Genomic DNA, 15,713 nt, shown 5'->3' on the forward strand with positions numbered 1-15,713 from the left:
CGCTAGCGCTCCACCGGAAACAGCGCCGGCGCGGCCGCACGATGCCAGGCCGCGTCGGGCAGTCCCGCCAGGAACGCTTGCAGGGCCGCCGCGACGGCATCGGCGCGCTGGATGACGAAGTCGTGTTCGCCTTCCAGGATGGCCAGCGCGCAGTCGTTGACCAGCGCCTGCTGCTTGCGCGCGTAGTCATGGTGCCCGGCGCGGCTCGAGTAGATCAAGGCGGTCTTGCAGGCGATGCCCTGGAATGCCGTGTCGCTGAAGGGCTGGTCGCTCAGCACCTCTTGCCGGAAGCTGGTCTGCTTCAAGACATCGAGGCGCGCCTTGACGTTCATGAGCGCGCGCCGGCGCCGTTGTATGTCGCCGCGCAAGCGCTCCTTGATCGGATCGATGAATCCGCCGCTCGGAGAAAAATCGCCGCCCAGCACCGCGCTCACGCCGTCGAGCATGGCATCGATGTCGTGCGCCGCCACCGGCAGCGGCGGCGTATCGAGGATCACCAGTCCCGCCGCCGACTGCGGATAGCGCATCGCCCATTGCGTGGCAATGTGGCCGCCATAGCTGTAGCCGACCACCACCACCGGACCGTCGGTGTGGCGGCGCCGTACCCGTTCCAGATCGTCGGCGTGGTCGGCCAGCCGGTAGCCGTCCGGCGGCGCCGGCGACAAGCCGTGGCCGCGCTGGTCGTAGGCTACGACGTGATACGCCTTCGTCAGCGCGAAGGCATAGCCGAGCACCCACAGACCGGCAGTGCCGGCCATGCCGTGCACGAACAGGATCGTGCGCCGGTTGGCCCCGCCCAGCGAAACCGCATTGAGCTCGGGCGCCGCGCCGGCCGTCACGCCGCGCGCTCCGGCTGGGATTCGGCGATGGAGGCGGCGATGAATCCGGCGATATCGCCCACCGTCATGCCGACGATCCGCTCCATGGTCATCTGCCCGAACCAGGACTCGAAGTCGACCGCGGGAAAGCGCCTGAGCATGATTTCGATCACCTTGGCGATCTCGATGCTGTCGAGCTCCAAACCCCCGCTCAAGGTGGTGTCGCCATCGATCACCATTTCCTGCGCCCATTCCTCGCCAACGACCTGGTGGACCGCGTCGCGGATCGCCTGGATGGCCTGTTCTTTTGTGATTGACATCGTTTGTTCCCTGGTTATTGTCATACTTCGTGTTGCACTTCCTGCTGTTCGCGCACCCAGCTGATCACGTGACCGTCCTTGTGGCGGCGCGCCTTGAACGCGGTCCCTTCGACCAGTCCGCTCCATCCGGCGCCGTTTCCTTGCACCTCGCGCACCCTGATCCGGCGCGGCGCGCCGGCCAGGCCACGGCCGTTGCATTTGCCCCAGGCTTCCTTCGCGGTCCAGAACAGGGTCTGCCAGAAGGCCCGCTCGGCGTCCGGCTGCGCCGCGAAAAACGCGATCTCGTCGGCGTCATAATTGAGCCGCTCGAAGGCTTCGCCGCGCGTCTCGATGCACTCGACGTCGATGCCGACGCGCCGCGTGCCACCGACGATGACGGCCGCGATATCGGGCTTGTGGCTGATCGACAGCGCCAGCGGCGCCGCATGCCCGGCCACGATGCCGAGCGGCGCGCCATGCTCGTCGTGGCCGATCTCGATCTCCGACGGGAACAGCGTGTCGACGCCGCGGTGCCGCGCCAGCCACTGCTTGAGGCCATCCTTCGCCGCCACCATGCCGCGCAATATCGCGTTGCGCTGCCCCATGGTCTTGCTGCCGTCGACCCGGGCGGTTTCGCTCCCGGTCAGGTAGCTCTTGGTCAGCATTACCCTGGTCCAGTTGGAGCGGAACGCCAGGTCGAAGACGAACAGGCCGTCCTCCAGTTGTTCACTGATCGCGTTCAGGCGCTCGGGTGTGCGGAAGATCGCGAACAGCGAGGGATCGCCGCTGAAGCGGCGGCCGGTGAACTCGCTCACCCGCACCTGCACGTGTCCGTCGCGGCTCAGCTCGAGGTCATAGACAAACTCGGTTTCGCTGATACGGCGCGTGAAGACATGGCAGTCATAACGCTCCGACGGATCGCGCAGCGCCGCCAGCGGCGCGAAGAACTCGAGCTTGCCCACCTTCAGCGGCAACACCACATTGTCCACATCGTAGTGCGAGCAGAACCATACGCCTGCGACCTGGAAGGCGCTGTCGACCAGCGCGCCCAAGCCGCCGGCGGCGGCCACCTCGCCGGTCATGCCGCTGGTGTCCATTGGCCCCAGCTGCTTGATGCCCTGGTACAGCGGTCCGTGGAATAGCCAGCGGTCCCGATAAATGTGCTCGAGCTGCAAAGGGAAGGGCGGCACATGGCCGGCGTCCATCTTGCGCCCGGCGCCTGCCGGCGCCGGCGCCACCGGCAGGCGCTCGGCCACCTCCACCTGGCAGGAAAAGCGGTCTTCGACCACCACCGCATACTGGTTGTGCTCCTTGCGGTAGAGGCGCGCCTCCAGCGCGAGCGGGCCGCGCACTTCCACGAAACGGAAGGAAAATGCCTTGTGGACGGCGCTGATGCTGTAGCCCGGCAAATAGTCCGACACCACCGCGCACGCCAGTTCGATCATCATCGTCATCGGCACCACGGCCGAGCGCTCGGCGATCGGTCTGCCCGCATGGGACTGGTAAATCTCGTGATCGTACAGCTCCGGGTAGCGCGCATGATCGATCTCGATGGTCTGGCGATGGACCACCGCATGTGGGTCGAGCGGTGGCTCGCTCGCCGCCTCGGCGTGGGCCGGTGCGCGCGTTGACGCAGACACCGATGCAGATGCAGACGCAGATGCAAATGCAGACGCCGACGCCGACGCAGATGCAGTTGCAGTTGCAGACCCAGACGCCGACCCAGACGCGGTTGCAGTTGCTGGCGCAGGCCCTGGCGCGACCACCGAGGACCGGCTCGCAACCGCGCCAAAGGCCGCCAGGACGTCGTGTTGCGCGCGCTGGAACACGTCCATGCTGTGTGCATGCAGTGCCGCGCAGCTTTGCGCGCCGGCCGGCAGCAATCCGGCAGGCGGCGCCGCTGGCGCTACCGCCGGACCCGCCAGGAACGACAGTGCGGGCATGACATGCAGTTCATTGAGGTTCCCGTCAAGCGACATCGGCGCGGTGCGATGCGGCGGCGCTGGCGCCAGCGCCGGCGCCGGGGCGGTTGCTTCGGACTGCTCCTGCAGGCACAGCCCGAAACGCTTGAAATCGATGGCTTTGCCTTCGGCGTACAGGCCGGCCGCCGCGCGCCGCAACATCTGTTCGCTGCTCTTGTCGGCGCTGCTGGCGTCGAGCGTCATGTATTCGCCGCCCTTGAGGGTGTCGGCGACAAAGCCGCTCAAGCCGGCATTGCCGACCTGCAGGAAGACGCGGAAGCCGTCCTGGTGCAGCCGTGTGACCAGCTCGCGGAAGCGCACCGGCGTGGCCATGTTGTCGATGATGACTTCCTTGACCTCGGCGGCGGCCTGCGGATAAGGCCCGGCCAGGCTCGAGGACCAGATCGGCATGGCCGGTTCGGACAGCACGATCTGCTCCACCAGCGGGCGGATGCTTTGTAATCCTGCGCGGATGTACGGCGTATGGGACGCCGCCTCGACCCCCATGTCGACCGACAACAGTCCTTGCGCGCGCAGGCGCTGCCGGGCTGTCTCCAGCGCGGTCGCGCTGCCGCAGATGACGCAATGGCCGGGGCAGTTGTCGACCGCGACGGCGACGCCGTCGATGCCGGCAAGCAGTTCGCGCACGTGTTCGGCGCCGCCCCAGACCGCCACCAGGAAGTAGCCCTTGCCCATCACGCCGTCCTGCAGGGCCAGCAGGCGCTCGACCAGGATTTCCAGCTGCGCCGCGCCGATCATGCCGCTCGACACGCAGGCGATCCACTCGCCCAGCGAGTGGCCGGCAATGGCATCGGGCGCGATGCCGAGCGCGCCGAACACGTGGTACAGGGTATTGGCGGAAAACACCGTCTGCAGGCTGCTGCTGACCAGGGCGTCGTCGCCCTTGGCCGACAGCTGCGTGAGGTCGAGGCCGAAGCGCTGCGCCAGCTCGCGGAAATCGGGGTTGACCTGGTTGCCCAGGCCGGGAAACAGGAAGGCCAGCTTGCCGCCCGCGCCGAGCAGGCCCTCGGGCGTGAAGAAAATATCCTGCTTGCCGCGCCAGGGCAGCCCGCGCGCGACGATGCGTCTGGCCTTGGCCAGCCGTTCAGGGGAGGGCGCGAACAGCACCAGCCGGCACGGCCCGGCGCCCGGATGCAACGCGCCGCTATCGAGGTCCGCCAGCAGGCTGGCCGGATCGGGCCGCGCCAGCGCCAGCACGGTTTCCCGCGTGGCCAACTGCCGCAGGTCCAGCCCGACCGGCACGCTCACCCGCGCCGGCGCGGGCGGCGCGCTCATGACCAGGTGGGCATTGATGCCGCCAAAACCGAAGGCGCTCACGCCGGCCACCCGCCCCGCGCCGTCGGCCCACGGCGTGCTGTGGCGTGGCACGTGGAAGCCCTGCGCGGCCAGGTCGGCCCGCAGTTCGCGGCAGTGCAGCGAAGGCGGCAGCACGCCATCCCTCAGCGCGCAGGCGGTCTTGATGACGCTGGCGATGCCGGCCGCGCCCAGCGTATGGCCGATCATCGACTTGACCGATCCCAGCGCCACGTGCCGCCCCTGCATGTGCGGTCCGAAGAATCGCAGCAGCGAGCCGCTTTCCACCTCGTCGCCGCGCGGCATGCCGGTGCCATGGCATTCGATGTAGCCGGCGCGGCCCGGATCGATGCCGGCGCTGCGCCAGGCGGCATCGAATGCCTGGACCTGGCCGTCCGAGCACGGCGCCAGCAGGCTTTCCGCGCGGCCGTCGCTGCGGCTGGCGACGCCTTCGATCACGGCGTGGATGCGGTCGCCGTGGGCCAGTGCCTTTGCGAGCGGCTTGAGCACCACCAGGCCGGCGCCTTCGCCCAACAACAGGCCGTCGGCGCCGCGGTCGAAGGGACGGATCTGTTCCTGCCGCGACAGCGCGCCGATATTGGTGAACATCGACCAGTAACCCTGGGTCAGCGGCACGTGCACGCCGCCGGCCAGCATCACGTCGCAGTGCCCCAGTTGCAGCTGCATGATGGCGTTTTCAATCGCCACCAGCGACGACGCGCAGGCGGCGTCGAGGATGTAGCTGGGACCGCACAGGTTGAGCCGGTTGGCCAGGCGGGAAGCGGCAAAACCCGGCACCAGGTTGCGCGTCAGGCTGTTGTCGAAACCAGCCTTGCGCTCGGCCACGAAGCGCTCGGCGAAGGCGTCGAGCTGGGCCTGGTCCAGCCCCGGAAAACTGTCACGCAAGCCCTGGCGCAACTGCGGCAGCAGCTTGATGCGGTCGAGGAAGCGCATCGTCACCGGTCCGATCGGCATGGTGCGCCCCAGGATCACGCCCACCGGCAGCGCCGGTTTCTCGCGCCCGCTGCGATTGATGCCGGCGTCGGCCAGCGCGCTGCGGGCCAGGTCGAGCATGATGAACTGGTCGGCCTCGGCTTCATCCACTTCGCGCGGCACGATGCCGTATTCGAGCGGATCGAAGGTCAGGTCCGCCACCACGCCGGCGCGGCCGCAGTACGTCTGCTCCAGGCCGGGCGCGCTGCCCGGCGTGTAATAGTTGCCCTGTTTGCCCCAGCGCTGCGCCATCGGATAGGCGCTGATGGCGTCGACGCCGCCCTGGATGTTGTTCCAGAACGTGGCCAGGTCCGGCGCCTGCGGGAAGCGGCACGACATGCCGATGATGGCGACTTTAAATCCCATGGCGGCGCCCCCGTGCGTATGTCTGTGTCTGGTGGCTCATGCGACTTCCTCGTTCCAGAACAGGGCTTCGTCCTTGACGCAGGTGGCGATCAGGCGGCTGGACCGCTTTCCGGCGCCCAGTTCGTCGAACAGGAAATCGACCCCCTGGCGGCGGCTGATGGCGTAGATGCCCATTCCCTCCAGGTGCTTTTGAAGCGTTTCGTCGATCATGCCGGCGCCTTCCCACGGCCCCCAGTTGACCGACAGGTAGTGGCCGCTGCGGCTGGCGTTCAACGCCATGGCGCGCTTGTCGAGGTAGGCGTTGGCGGCGGAATAGTCGGTCTGGCCACGGTTGCCCAGGGTGGCCGAAATGCTCGAGAAGAACACCACGAAGGTCGGTTCGGTCAGGCGGCCCAGGCTGTCGAGCACGTTTTCCACGCCGCTGGCCTTGGTGTGGTAGACCCGCGCCAGCGAAGCTTCCTGCTTGTCCTTGATGAAGCGGTCGTCCAGGATGCCGGCGCCAAACAGCACGCCATCGATGCGCTGGTAGCGCGCCATCACCTCGCCCAAGGCGGCGTCGACCTGGGCCGGCTCGGTGACGTCGGCCTGCAGGTACAGGATCTCGCCGCCGAAGCCGTCGAGCTCCTCCATTGTGCGGCGCATCTGCTTGTCGGCCAGGATGGCGCTCACCGTCGCCTCGATGTCCCTGGCGCGCATGGCGCCGTCCTGCCGCGCCAGCAATGCCTGGCGCAGCGCGGGCGCCGTGTCGACACCGGGGAAGGGCTCGGCGCCGGCTGGCAGCGGCGAGCGCCCCAGCAGCACCAGCCGGCAGCGGTATCGTTCGGCAAATGCCGAAGCGAACCAGCTGGTAATGCCCTTGGCTCCGCCGACGATCACCACCACCGCTTCCGGCGCCAGTTGCAGCGCTTCGGTCGAGCTCACGTACGGCGGGCGCGGCAACGCCTTGCGCACATGCCGGACGCCGTCGCAATACGCGACCGGCTGGGCCAGTATCTCGGGCTGGCTGAGGATTTCGCTGAGCACGCGTCCGGCCAGCGCCTCGCTATCGAGCCCCGCCGCGTCGTGCAGGATCAGCGGACGGATCATTGGCACCTTCGGCCATTCCCAGCGCAGGCTCACCAGCATGCCGCTGGCGCCGCTGCCGCACGAAGGCGCATGGTAGCCGCCATCCGCATGGCGCAGCGGCGACGGGTCCATCTGGATCGTCATCACCGTGTCGATGGCGCGTGCATCGCAGGCGCGCAAGGCATGGAACAAGCCCAGTACGTCTTGGTAGGGATCGTCATCGCGGTTGAAGTACAGGATGCCGTTGGTGTCCAGTTGCAGTCCGGTCTGGAGCGCATCGCGTTCCAGTGGTTCCAGCCGGGCGCCGAGCGCGTCCAGTGCCCGGCGCAGCGCATCGTACAGCGCCGGCGGCGCGCCGACGCAATGAATGGTCTTGCCAGCCAGTCGCGCTGGCGCCGCAGGCTGCAGCGGCTGCGCCGAATACAGGACCTCGAGCACCCTGAGCGGCACGGCCGGGGTGGGCGGTGCCGGGGAGGGCGCCACTGGCTGTTGCTCCGCATGTTGTACCGTGTGCTGCGCCGCGTGTTGCACCGGCTGTTGTCCCGATTCTTGCGTCGGCTCCTGTCCCGCCGCCGGCACCTGCTTGGGCTGGCTGTAGTCGGCCAGCCAGGCGCTGATGCCGCGCAGGGTCTTGATTTTGGAAACTTCTTCCAGGAATTGCGCGGCGTCGTCGCCCAGTTCGTCGGGCGCGCCGGTGCCGGCCAGGCCGAGTTCCTTGCCGATTTCGGACAGCAATTCGACCCGCTTGATCGAATCGATCCCGAGGTCGGCCTCCAGATCGAGATCGGCTTCGATCATTTCTTCCGGATAGCCGGTGCGGGCGCAAATCAGGGCCTTGAGCCTGGCTTCGATGGCGCCCCGGTCATAGGCCACGGGCGCGGCCAGTTCAGGCGTCGCCATCGTCGCTGGCACCGACTCCGACGCATTCGGTACCGCGCTCCGCCCCACATAGTCGGCCAGCCAGACGCTGATGCCGCGCAGCGTCTTGATCTTGGAAACTTCTTCGAGGAACTGCGCCGCATCGTCGCCCAGTTGATCGGGCGCGCCGGCATCGGCCACGCCCAAGTCCTTGCCAATCTCCGACAGCAGTTCCACACGCTTGATCGAGTCGATGCCGAGATCGGCCTCGAGGTCGAGATCGAGCTCGATCATTTCCTCGGGATAGCCGGTGCGTTCGCAAATCAGTGCCCGGAGTTTGCGCTCGATCGCCGCGCGGTCCGCCAACGGTGCGGCGGGTTTGGCGGGTGCTGCAGGTGTGGCAGATACAGCAGAGATGGCAGATACGGCCGCAACCGGCAGGGCGGCCGGCGGCGGGGCCGCCACCGCCAGCTGCGCGCCGCCGCTGATGGCGGCCGGCATTGGCATGGCCAGCGGCGCCGGCGCCGCCCCCAGGTAGCCCAGCATGACATCGCGCTGCTGCTGGACGAAGTGACTGACGCTGTCGAAATAACTGCGCATCACCGCCGCGCGCGCGCCGTCGTCGAGCAGCACGGGCTGGGCAATCGCCGGCGCCAGCGCCAGTTTCTTGCCCAGCGCGGGATCGTAGGCGTGCGCAGGCAGCTTCCCATGCAGCGGTCGGGCGTGCTGGCCATTGACACTCCACATGGTGGCCGCCAGCGGTGCCGGATGCGCCAGGTCGAGCCGGCGCAGGCGCCGGTTGGCGTACAGCGCCGCCGGCGCCAGCGGCGCACCCAGGGCGGCCAGCCGCGCCAGCGTGTTCATCAGCCCTTTGAGCGGCGGCGCATCGCGCAACAGCAGCGGCAGTGCCTGCACCGGCGCGCCATCGAGGATATTGTTCACCAGCGAACACAGGGCGCCACCCGCGCCAACTTCGACAAAGGTGCGCACGCCTTGCTCGTGCATGGCGCGGATCATGGCCTCGAAACGCACGGGCGCGGCGATTTGCCGCCCCAGGGAATCGGCCAGCGTATCGGCGTCCATGCCGTCCGGGTAAGGCACGGCGTGCTGGTTCGACCAGACCTTTGTTGCCGAAGGTGTGGGTGCCAGCGGCAACCGGCGCAGGTAGGCGCCGAAGTGCGCGGACGCCCCGCCCAGGGCGCGGCTATGGAAGGCGCAGGCGACCGGCAGGATGCGCGCGCGCACGCCGCCCTGCTTGAACTTTTGCTGGGCCGCCGCGATCGCTTCAGTGGGGCCCGCCAGCACGGTCTGGCGCGGCGCGTTCAGGTTGGCGATGTCGAGTTCTCCCAACTCGCCGAGCACCGTAGCTACCAGCGCCGCGTCGCCCTCGACCGCCAGCATGGCGCCGCGCTCCGCGCCGTCAAGACTGGCCAGGATGCTGTCGGCGCGCTGGCGGCTGATTTCCACCAGCGTGCCGGCCCCGATGCTGCCAGCGTGGCACAAAGCACTCAGCTCGCCGAAACTGTGGCCGGCCAGTTGGCTGGCCTCGATGCCGAGCGAACGCAACACCTGCGCCGCCGCCAGGCTGACGGCGGCGAGCGCCGGCTGCGCCATGCGGGTGTCGGTCAGCGCGGCTTCCTGCGCGGCGCGCTGCTGCTCCGACAAGGCGCTGGGCGGATAGATTGCCGCGCACAGCGCCTGCTCGCCGGACAGGTGCGTGCGGGTGGCCGGGAAGTAGGTGAACAGGTCGGCGCCCATGCCGATGAACTGGCTGCCCTGGCCAGGGAACAGGAAGGCCAGCTGACCCTCCAATGGCAGGCCGGCACCCACGTGGACGCCGAGCGGGTCGGCCTGGCCCTGGGCCGCGCGCGCCAGCCGGACGCCGAGTTCGGCCACGCTGGAGGCGACTACCGCCAGCCGCACCGGGCCCTCGCCCTCGTTGCCCAGGTGGTGGCTGTAGGCGATGTCGCACAGGCGTTCCTGGTGGCCGCCGGCCAGCCAGGCCTGCAGGCGCGCGACCTGGTGGCGGGCCTGATCAACGCTGTGGCCACGGAACAGCAGCAGTTCGCACGGCCAGACCTGTGGCGCGGCCGGGATGGCGGCGGCGCGGCCGGCATCGCCACGGTCGATCACCAAGTGGTAATTGGTGCCGCCGAACCCGAACGCGCTGACGCCGGCCTTGCGCTCCTGCTCGAGCCAGGGCATGGTGCGGGCGGGGAAATAAAAGGCACTGTGTTCCGGCCGGTAGTACGCGTTGGGCTGCTCCACATGCAGGGTGGGCGGCAGCAGGCCCTGTTCAACCGCGTAGGCGGATTTGATCAGGCTGGCGATGCCGGCGGCGCACTTGGTGTGGCCGATCTGGGTCTTGACCGAGCCCAGGGCGCAGGCGGCGGGGGCGCTGCCGGCGCTGGAAAACACGGTTTCCATCGACGCCAGTTCGGTGCGGTCGCCCACCACCGTGCCGGTGCCATGCGCCTCCATCAGGCCGACTTCGGCCGGCGAGATGCCGGCGCGCCGGTAGGCGCGGTTGAGCGCCCGTTGCTGCCCTTGCCGGCGCGGCGCGGTCAGGCCCAGCGACTTGCCGTCGCTGGCGCCGCCGATGCCACGAATCACCGCGTAGACATGGTCGCCATCGCACAACGCGTCTTCGTAGCGCTTGAGCACCACGGCGCCGGCGCCTTCGCCCAGCGCGATGCCGTCGGCCGTCTCGGAAAAACTGCGGCACTTGCCACTGGATGACAGCGCGTGGGTGCTGGAAAACATCAGGTAGTCATGGATGCCGTTATGGAAATCGACGCCGCCGGCGATGGCCAGGTCGCTTTCGCCGTAGCGCAATTCCTTGATCGCCGCGTCGATCGCCGCCAGCGACGAGGCGCAGGCGGCATCGACGGTGAAGTTCTGGCCGCCGAGATCAAGCCGGTTGCTGATCCGGCCTGACACGACATTGCCCAGCACGCCGGAAAAACTGTCTTCCGTCAGGCGCGGCAAGCCGGCCAGCGCTTCACCGAGCGCCGGTTCATCGAGCAATTGCGGCAACATGATGCGCAGGCCATAGGCGCCGGAGATATCGGCGCCCGGTTCGATGCCGAAGATGACCGAAGTGCGTTCGCGGTTGAAAGGCCGCTCGAGATAGCCGGCGTCCTGCAAGGCCTGGTAGGCCACCAGCAGGCCGGCGATCTGGGCCGGGTCGATCGAACCCAAGCTTTGCGGCGGGATGCCGAACAGGGCCGGGTCGAAATGGAAGTCCGGCACGAAGCCGCCCCATTTCGAATTGGTTTTTTCGCCGCGCGCGCCGGACGATTTCGGATCGTAATACAGCTCCTGGCTCCAGCGCCCGTCGGGCACTTCCACCACGCTGTCCTTGCCCTCGATGATATTGGCCCAGAATTCCTGGGCCGTCAGCGCGCCGGGGAAGATGCCAGCCATGCCGACGATGGCGATGTCGCAGGGCGAACCACGCCGCGCCGCATGCGCCGCGCGCGCCGGTGCGCGGTCATCGCGGTATTCGCGCAGCAGCTCCGCGCTGGCCGCCAGTTCCTGGTGCAGGCCGGCGATGCTGAGTACTTGCTGGCGCAGGCAGGCGACGTCGCCGATCATGTACATGCCCTCGTTCAGCTGCGTGTCGGCGTCGACCGCGGTGGCGACTCCGTCGATCCGCTTGCTGCCCTTGGAGGCGATGCGCAAATGGCCGGCGTTCAATTGTTCGAGCGCCAGGAAGATTTCGTCGCGGTTCTTGCCTTCGTCGCGCAGCCGCAGGCGTTCCTGTTCCAGGAAGTCGACATACGGCGTGCGCAGGCAGCGCGTGACGTGGCCCGGCCGGGTCTGCACCAGCGCGGTTTCGCTGCTGGCCACGGCCAGTTCCTGGTAGGCCGCCAGGATTGCGCCTTCGCGCACCGCTTCCTCTGTAAACAGATACGCCGTTCCCATCGAAATGCCGATCCTGGCGCCCCGCGCCGCTAGCGGCGCGCACATGGCGGCCAGCAGCGCGCCGGACAGGCGGTCGTGCAGGCCGCCGGCAAACAGCAGAGACAATTCGCCGCAATGGTCGAATTCCAGCGCGCGCGTAATCTGCCCCTCCCACAAGGTCATCGACGACAGCGGTCCGACATGGCCGCCGCACTCGCGCCCTTCGAACACGAAGCGGCGCGCGCCGCTGGCCAGGAAACGCTCAAACAGGCCGGTGGTGGGGCAGTGCAGGAAGACCGCGATGCCTTGCTGCTCGAACGCCTTGGCCTGATCGGGCCGGCCGCCGGCCAGGATCACATGGGACGGCGCCATGGCCAGCACCAGTTCGGCCTGCGCCTTGTACAGTTCGGGCGGCAGGAAACCCAGCAGGCCGACGCACCAGGGCTTGCCGTCGAGGCGCTCGCGGGTCTGCTCCAGGATTGGGCGGGCCCGCTCAGGCGAGAGCACGGCCAGCGCGATCGACGGCATGGCGCCGGCCTCGGCCACCGCAGCCGCGAAGCCGGGGCGGTCCGACACTTGCGCCATCGGTCCCTGCACCAGTGGATAGCGCAAGCCATGCTGTTGGGCGAACGGGGCGTCGGCGCCGAACAGCGGCGCGCGGCTGGCCTGGCGCAGGTGGCCGGCGATGGCCTCGTCGGTCGCGTGCACCAGCGCGGCCACGTCGCCGTAGAGCGAGTGGAACAATTGGGCCAGCGCCAGGTCCTCGCCGGCCAGCAGCGGTGCGGCGGCGCTTTTCATCCGCGCCAGCACCTGTTCCCGGCTGGTTTCGTCGGGGACGTCGGGCAGCAGCTTGTGGCGCAGGAAGCGGTAGCCGCCGGCGACAGCCGTCTCGGAACCATTGATCGCTCTGAACAGCGGGTGCAGCGCGGGATTGTTTCGCGCCGCCGGCATCAGCGCCAGTTGCGCGTCGTACAGTACGCCTTGGGCGCCAGCCAGCACCGTCGCCGCCGCGCCGTGCGGCCCCATGCCGCCCTGGACCCAGAACGGCAGCGCCAGGCGGCCATGGACCTGCTGCAACAAGATGAAACTGTTGAAGGCGCCGACCCGGCCGCCGCTCTCGGCACCCTTGAGGATCAGGCCGTCGGCCCCGAGGCGCTGCGCTTCCAGCGCCTCCTCAAGCGACACCACCTGCACCAGGTGGAAGAAGCCGGGCAGCGCCTGGAACTCGGACGGCGCGGCGTGCATCAGCACCTTGACGCGCTCGCGCAGTGGCGCCAGCGCCGTCTCGGCCAGGCGCACCCCTTCGGGCAGTCGCAGGCCGAAGCTGCCCGGCGCCGCCGCCTGGACCCGCTCGATCGCGGCGAGTGCCTGCGGCCAGTCGCGCCCGACGTCGAGGAAGGCAAAAGCGCCCGCGCGCATGGCGTCGGCCACCAGACGGTAGTCGGGCGTCTCGAAGGGCGACACGATCAAGACACTGTTCAGGGTGTCGGGCAAACCAGCCTCAGTTTTCATGCTTGTAGTTCCTTGCGGTTCAGATTGTAGGTTTATTTCTTGTGAAACCACGTGTGCGATACTCGACTGCAACAGCGCGGCTCTCTCCCAAACCCGCTGTCTGCCGCACTTTCAATGTCCAGGCCGCACCGGCGCCAAGACCATTTGCTGCCATACCACTTTTTGATTCTTTATCCGTACTACATAATTTTTAGCGGGACAGTATGGGTGGCGGGCTGGCGTCAGTCTTGATCTTTTTGCATGGGAAAAGGTGTTAAATCGGCACAATGGGCGGGGCTGCCGGCGTTGCGGCATGCGTTTGGCGGGGGCGTTTGCCTACCGGAATCACATTGCCTTGGAAAATGAAGCGTTCGCGCTAGAATGTTAAATATACTTAACATTAATTGAGCTAAACAATGAATCTGGCCCAAATCGGCGGCGAAATCCACAGCAAACGTATCCAGGCTGGCTTGCTGCAATCGCATGTCGCCAAATTCGCCGGTCTGTCTCGCGTGACGATCAACCAGTTGGAGAACGGCACGCTGAAGGACCTCGGCTACACTAAGTTGAAGGCAGTTATGGACATTCTTGGCCTGGACATGGAGACCGTGCAACCGTCTGGCCTTAAAAGCGCGCTGGCAGTCGCCGCGCGCAGCATCAGCGCCAGCTACCGGGAGGTGATGACGCCGGAGATGCTCTCAATGATGCTGCGTTCCGGCCAGGCGCCGGAACAGTTCCAGCCTCACTTAATGGCCTTGCTCGATGAGACGCCGTTGCCGGTCGTGGTGAAAGCCGTCGCCGAGGCGGCCACGCCCGACGTGCCCGCGAAGAAAATCATGAAAAACCTCAGCCAGTGGGCGAAACAATGGAAAGTATGCAGAACGGTTTGGTCATAAAGCAGGGCCTGCTGTTCACGCCTTGACACAGTTATGTTTTAATAATGCCCCCAATATCCGTAGCATTTGACCAAGTAATGTTTGTATTAATGACATATTTAAATAAAAGACAAGATTTGATAAAATCTTTTTTTGCGGCGCTGGTGCTGGCCCTGCTAGCCGGATGCGCTAGTCAGCAGGCAACCATTCGTCCTACTGCGACGTCCCAGGAACAAATTGCGCCCAACTATGGCGCGGTGGCGTTCAGGCTGACGATCAGTGGGCCCAACGTAAGCCAATTTTTTGCATTCTGGAACCAGGTGACAGTGAAAGGGAAGGATGCGGACGGCGGCAGTAAGCTGTACAGCGTTTCCCTCAGTAATCTTGGTGCTACCGGTTCCGCAACGTATTTTGGTGCACTGCCGGAGGGCGATTATCAAATTGACGTGTTTTCCAGTGAGAGTTGCGGCGTAGTTTGTTTGACGTCGACCGTCCGCTTTAACGGTAGCGGACCGACCTTTAAAGTTGAGCAAGGGAAAATCAGCTACCTTGGTAACTTGATTTATGCCAATTTTGGTAACAAACAGACTGGCTTGATCTCACGGCCTGTCACCGACAGCGACAATTTCCGTGTATGGCTGCAGACCTATTATCCAAGTTTCGCGAGCTTGCCGCTTAGTGGTGACACCGGCAGTTTCAAGCGCAGCGAAGCAGCGTACCGGGCGGCCCAGGACTTCACCAGCGGCTACCTGCATGGCGCGGTACTGCCGCAGGGTTCTGTGCTATTCCATAACCTATCAGGCAGCTTACGCGAGGTGACGTGGCCCGCACGTGCCCGCACCATCAACACAGGGCTGAATTCGCGCATTAATGCAATGTTGCCGTTGAACGCGGTGCACTGGGTCGTGACGGGCGATTTTGGCGAGGCACGTGAGACGCTGGATGGCGGCCGGTCATGGCGAGACGTCAAGCTCAACCTCCCAGATGGCCTGATCTACGGTCTGTACAAAGGCAAGGAGGCGGAATTGCTGGCGTTTGTCGCTCAAAAAGGTGTACTCGGTGTCTACGCGGGTCCGCTCGGGGGACCGTGGCGGCGGCTCTGGAGCGATAAGTATGAGCAATCCCTGATGAAGGGCGGTATTGCCGCTCCGGAAATTCATCCCAGCGATGACGGTAATCGCTTGTTGGTGCTAGTGCCGGGGACGCCTTCCTACCGGCTCGACACGCGCAGCTATGACCGGTCGGAATTCGAACTGCCCGGCGCAATTATGCAAGCGACGGTATCCGGTGATGACGTGATCCGCTGCCGCTGCAATAAGACCGGCCTGTGGGTAAGCACGTGGGAAAGCCGTGATGCGGGTAAAACATGGCAAGACTCCGAATTGGCGCGCACCCTGCCGCTGCCGCACTATCGTAACAAGTTGACCGGCTTTAATACCCATGAGACCGGCCTGTTCCGCACGACCGACGGTGGCAAGAATTGGGAATTGGCATACAAGCAGGAGCGCCCCTATTGGCCGTATCTATTTAAACCGTATTCCTTCAACTTTGTGTTTTCCGGAGAGCAGCGGATTGTTGCAACGGATACGCTTGATGGGTTGATTGCCAGTGAAGATGGCGGTGCGACGTGGGAGCCGGTGCGGTATTCTCGGTGAGCACCAAGTCTCGCCCAATTACTTTCCGCACTGGTTCTACATTTGCCGTGTAAGCGGGCGGGTTAAATATTTCGAGCGGGCTGGCTCAATTCGGTATCAGCGCCGCGCAGGG

Annotated in this window: 5 protein-coding genes and 1 pseudogene; 2 read left to right on the forward strand and 4 right to left on the reverse strand. The window is 66.3% G+C overall.

Annotated elements, in window-relative coordinates; translation table 11 throughout:
* Positions 1 to 2 precede the first annotated feature (2 nt).
* The 4 genes and pseudogenes from AC1RRC_RS02230 to AC1RRC_RS02245 form a co-directional block, all read right to left on the reverse strand.
* The gene (locus AC1RRC_RS02230; protein WP_493053613.1) at positions 3 to 839 is read right to left on the reverse strand and encodes an alpha/beta fold hydrolase; all 837 of its coding nucleotides are present in this window, start codon (positions 837 to 839) and stop codon (positions 3 to 5) included.
* The gene (locus AC1RRC_RS02235; protein WP_493053614.1) at positions 836 to 1,138 is read right to left on the reverse strand and encodes a hypothetical protein; all 303 of its coding nucleotides are present in this window, start codon (positions 1,136 to 1,138) and stop codon (positions 836 to 838) included. The genes AC1RRC_RS02230 and AC1RRC_RS02235 overlap by 4 nt, the downstream gene beginning before the upstream one ends.
* A gap of 20 nt (positions 1,139 to 1,158) precedes the next feature.
* Positions 1,159 to 5,751: a type I polyketide synthase gene (locus AC1RRC_RS02240; protein ID WP_493053615.1), complete on the reverse strand. Its 4,593-nt coding sequence runs from the start codon at positions 5,749 to 5,751 to the stop codon at positions 1,159 to 1,161.
* Positions 5,752 to 5,982: 231 nt separating this feature from the next.
* Positions 5,983 to 12,777, reverse strand: a pseudogene (locus AC1RRC_RS02245) (SDR family NAD(P)-dependent oxidoreductase); the annotation flags it as partial.
* A 710-nt stretch (positions 12,778 to 13,487) separates the two neighbouring features.
* Between AC1RRC_RS02245 and AC1RRC_RS02250 the strand changes: the two are divergent.
* A complete protein-coding gene (locus AC1RRC_RS02250) occupies positions 13,488 to 13,967 on the forward strand; it encodes a helix-turn-helix domain-containing protein (protein ID WP_493053616.1) in 480 nt (159 codons plus the stop codon).
* Between the two features lie 77 nt (positions 13,968 to 14,044).
* Positions 14,045 to 15,601 (forward strand): hypothetical protein, encoded by a 1,557-nt coding sequence (locus AC1RRC_RS02255; RefSeq protein WP_493053617.1) that lies wholly within the window; start codon positions 14,045 to 14,047, stop codon positions 15,599 to 15,601.
* Positions 15,602 to 15,713: the final 112 nt, after the last annotated feature.

It is taken from the genome of Pseudoduganella sp. GW821-FHT12E03 (assembly GCF_058807115.1).

Bases quoted from the DNA above. Each gene is read 5' to 3' on its own strand.
- AC1RRC_RS02235 (WP_493053614.1), bottom strand. From the start codon at position 1,138: ATGTCAATCACAAAAGAACAGGCCATCCAGGCGATCCGCGACGCGGTC.
- AC1RRC_RS02240 (WP_493053615.1), bottom strand. From the start codon at position 5,751: ATGGGATTTAAAGTCGCCATCATCGGCATGTCGTGCCGCTTCCCGCAG.
- AC1RRC_RS02250 (WP_493053616.1), top strand. From the start codon at position 13,488: ATGAATCTGGCCCAAATCGGCGGCGAAATCCACAGCAAACGTATCCAG.
- AC1RRC_RS02255 (WP_493053617.1), top strand. From the start codon at position 14,045: ATGTTTGTATTAATGACATATTTAAATAAAAGACAAGATTTGATAAAA.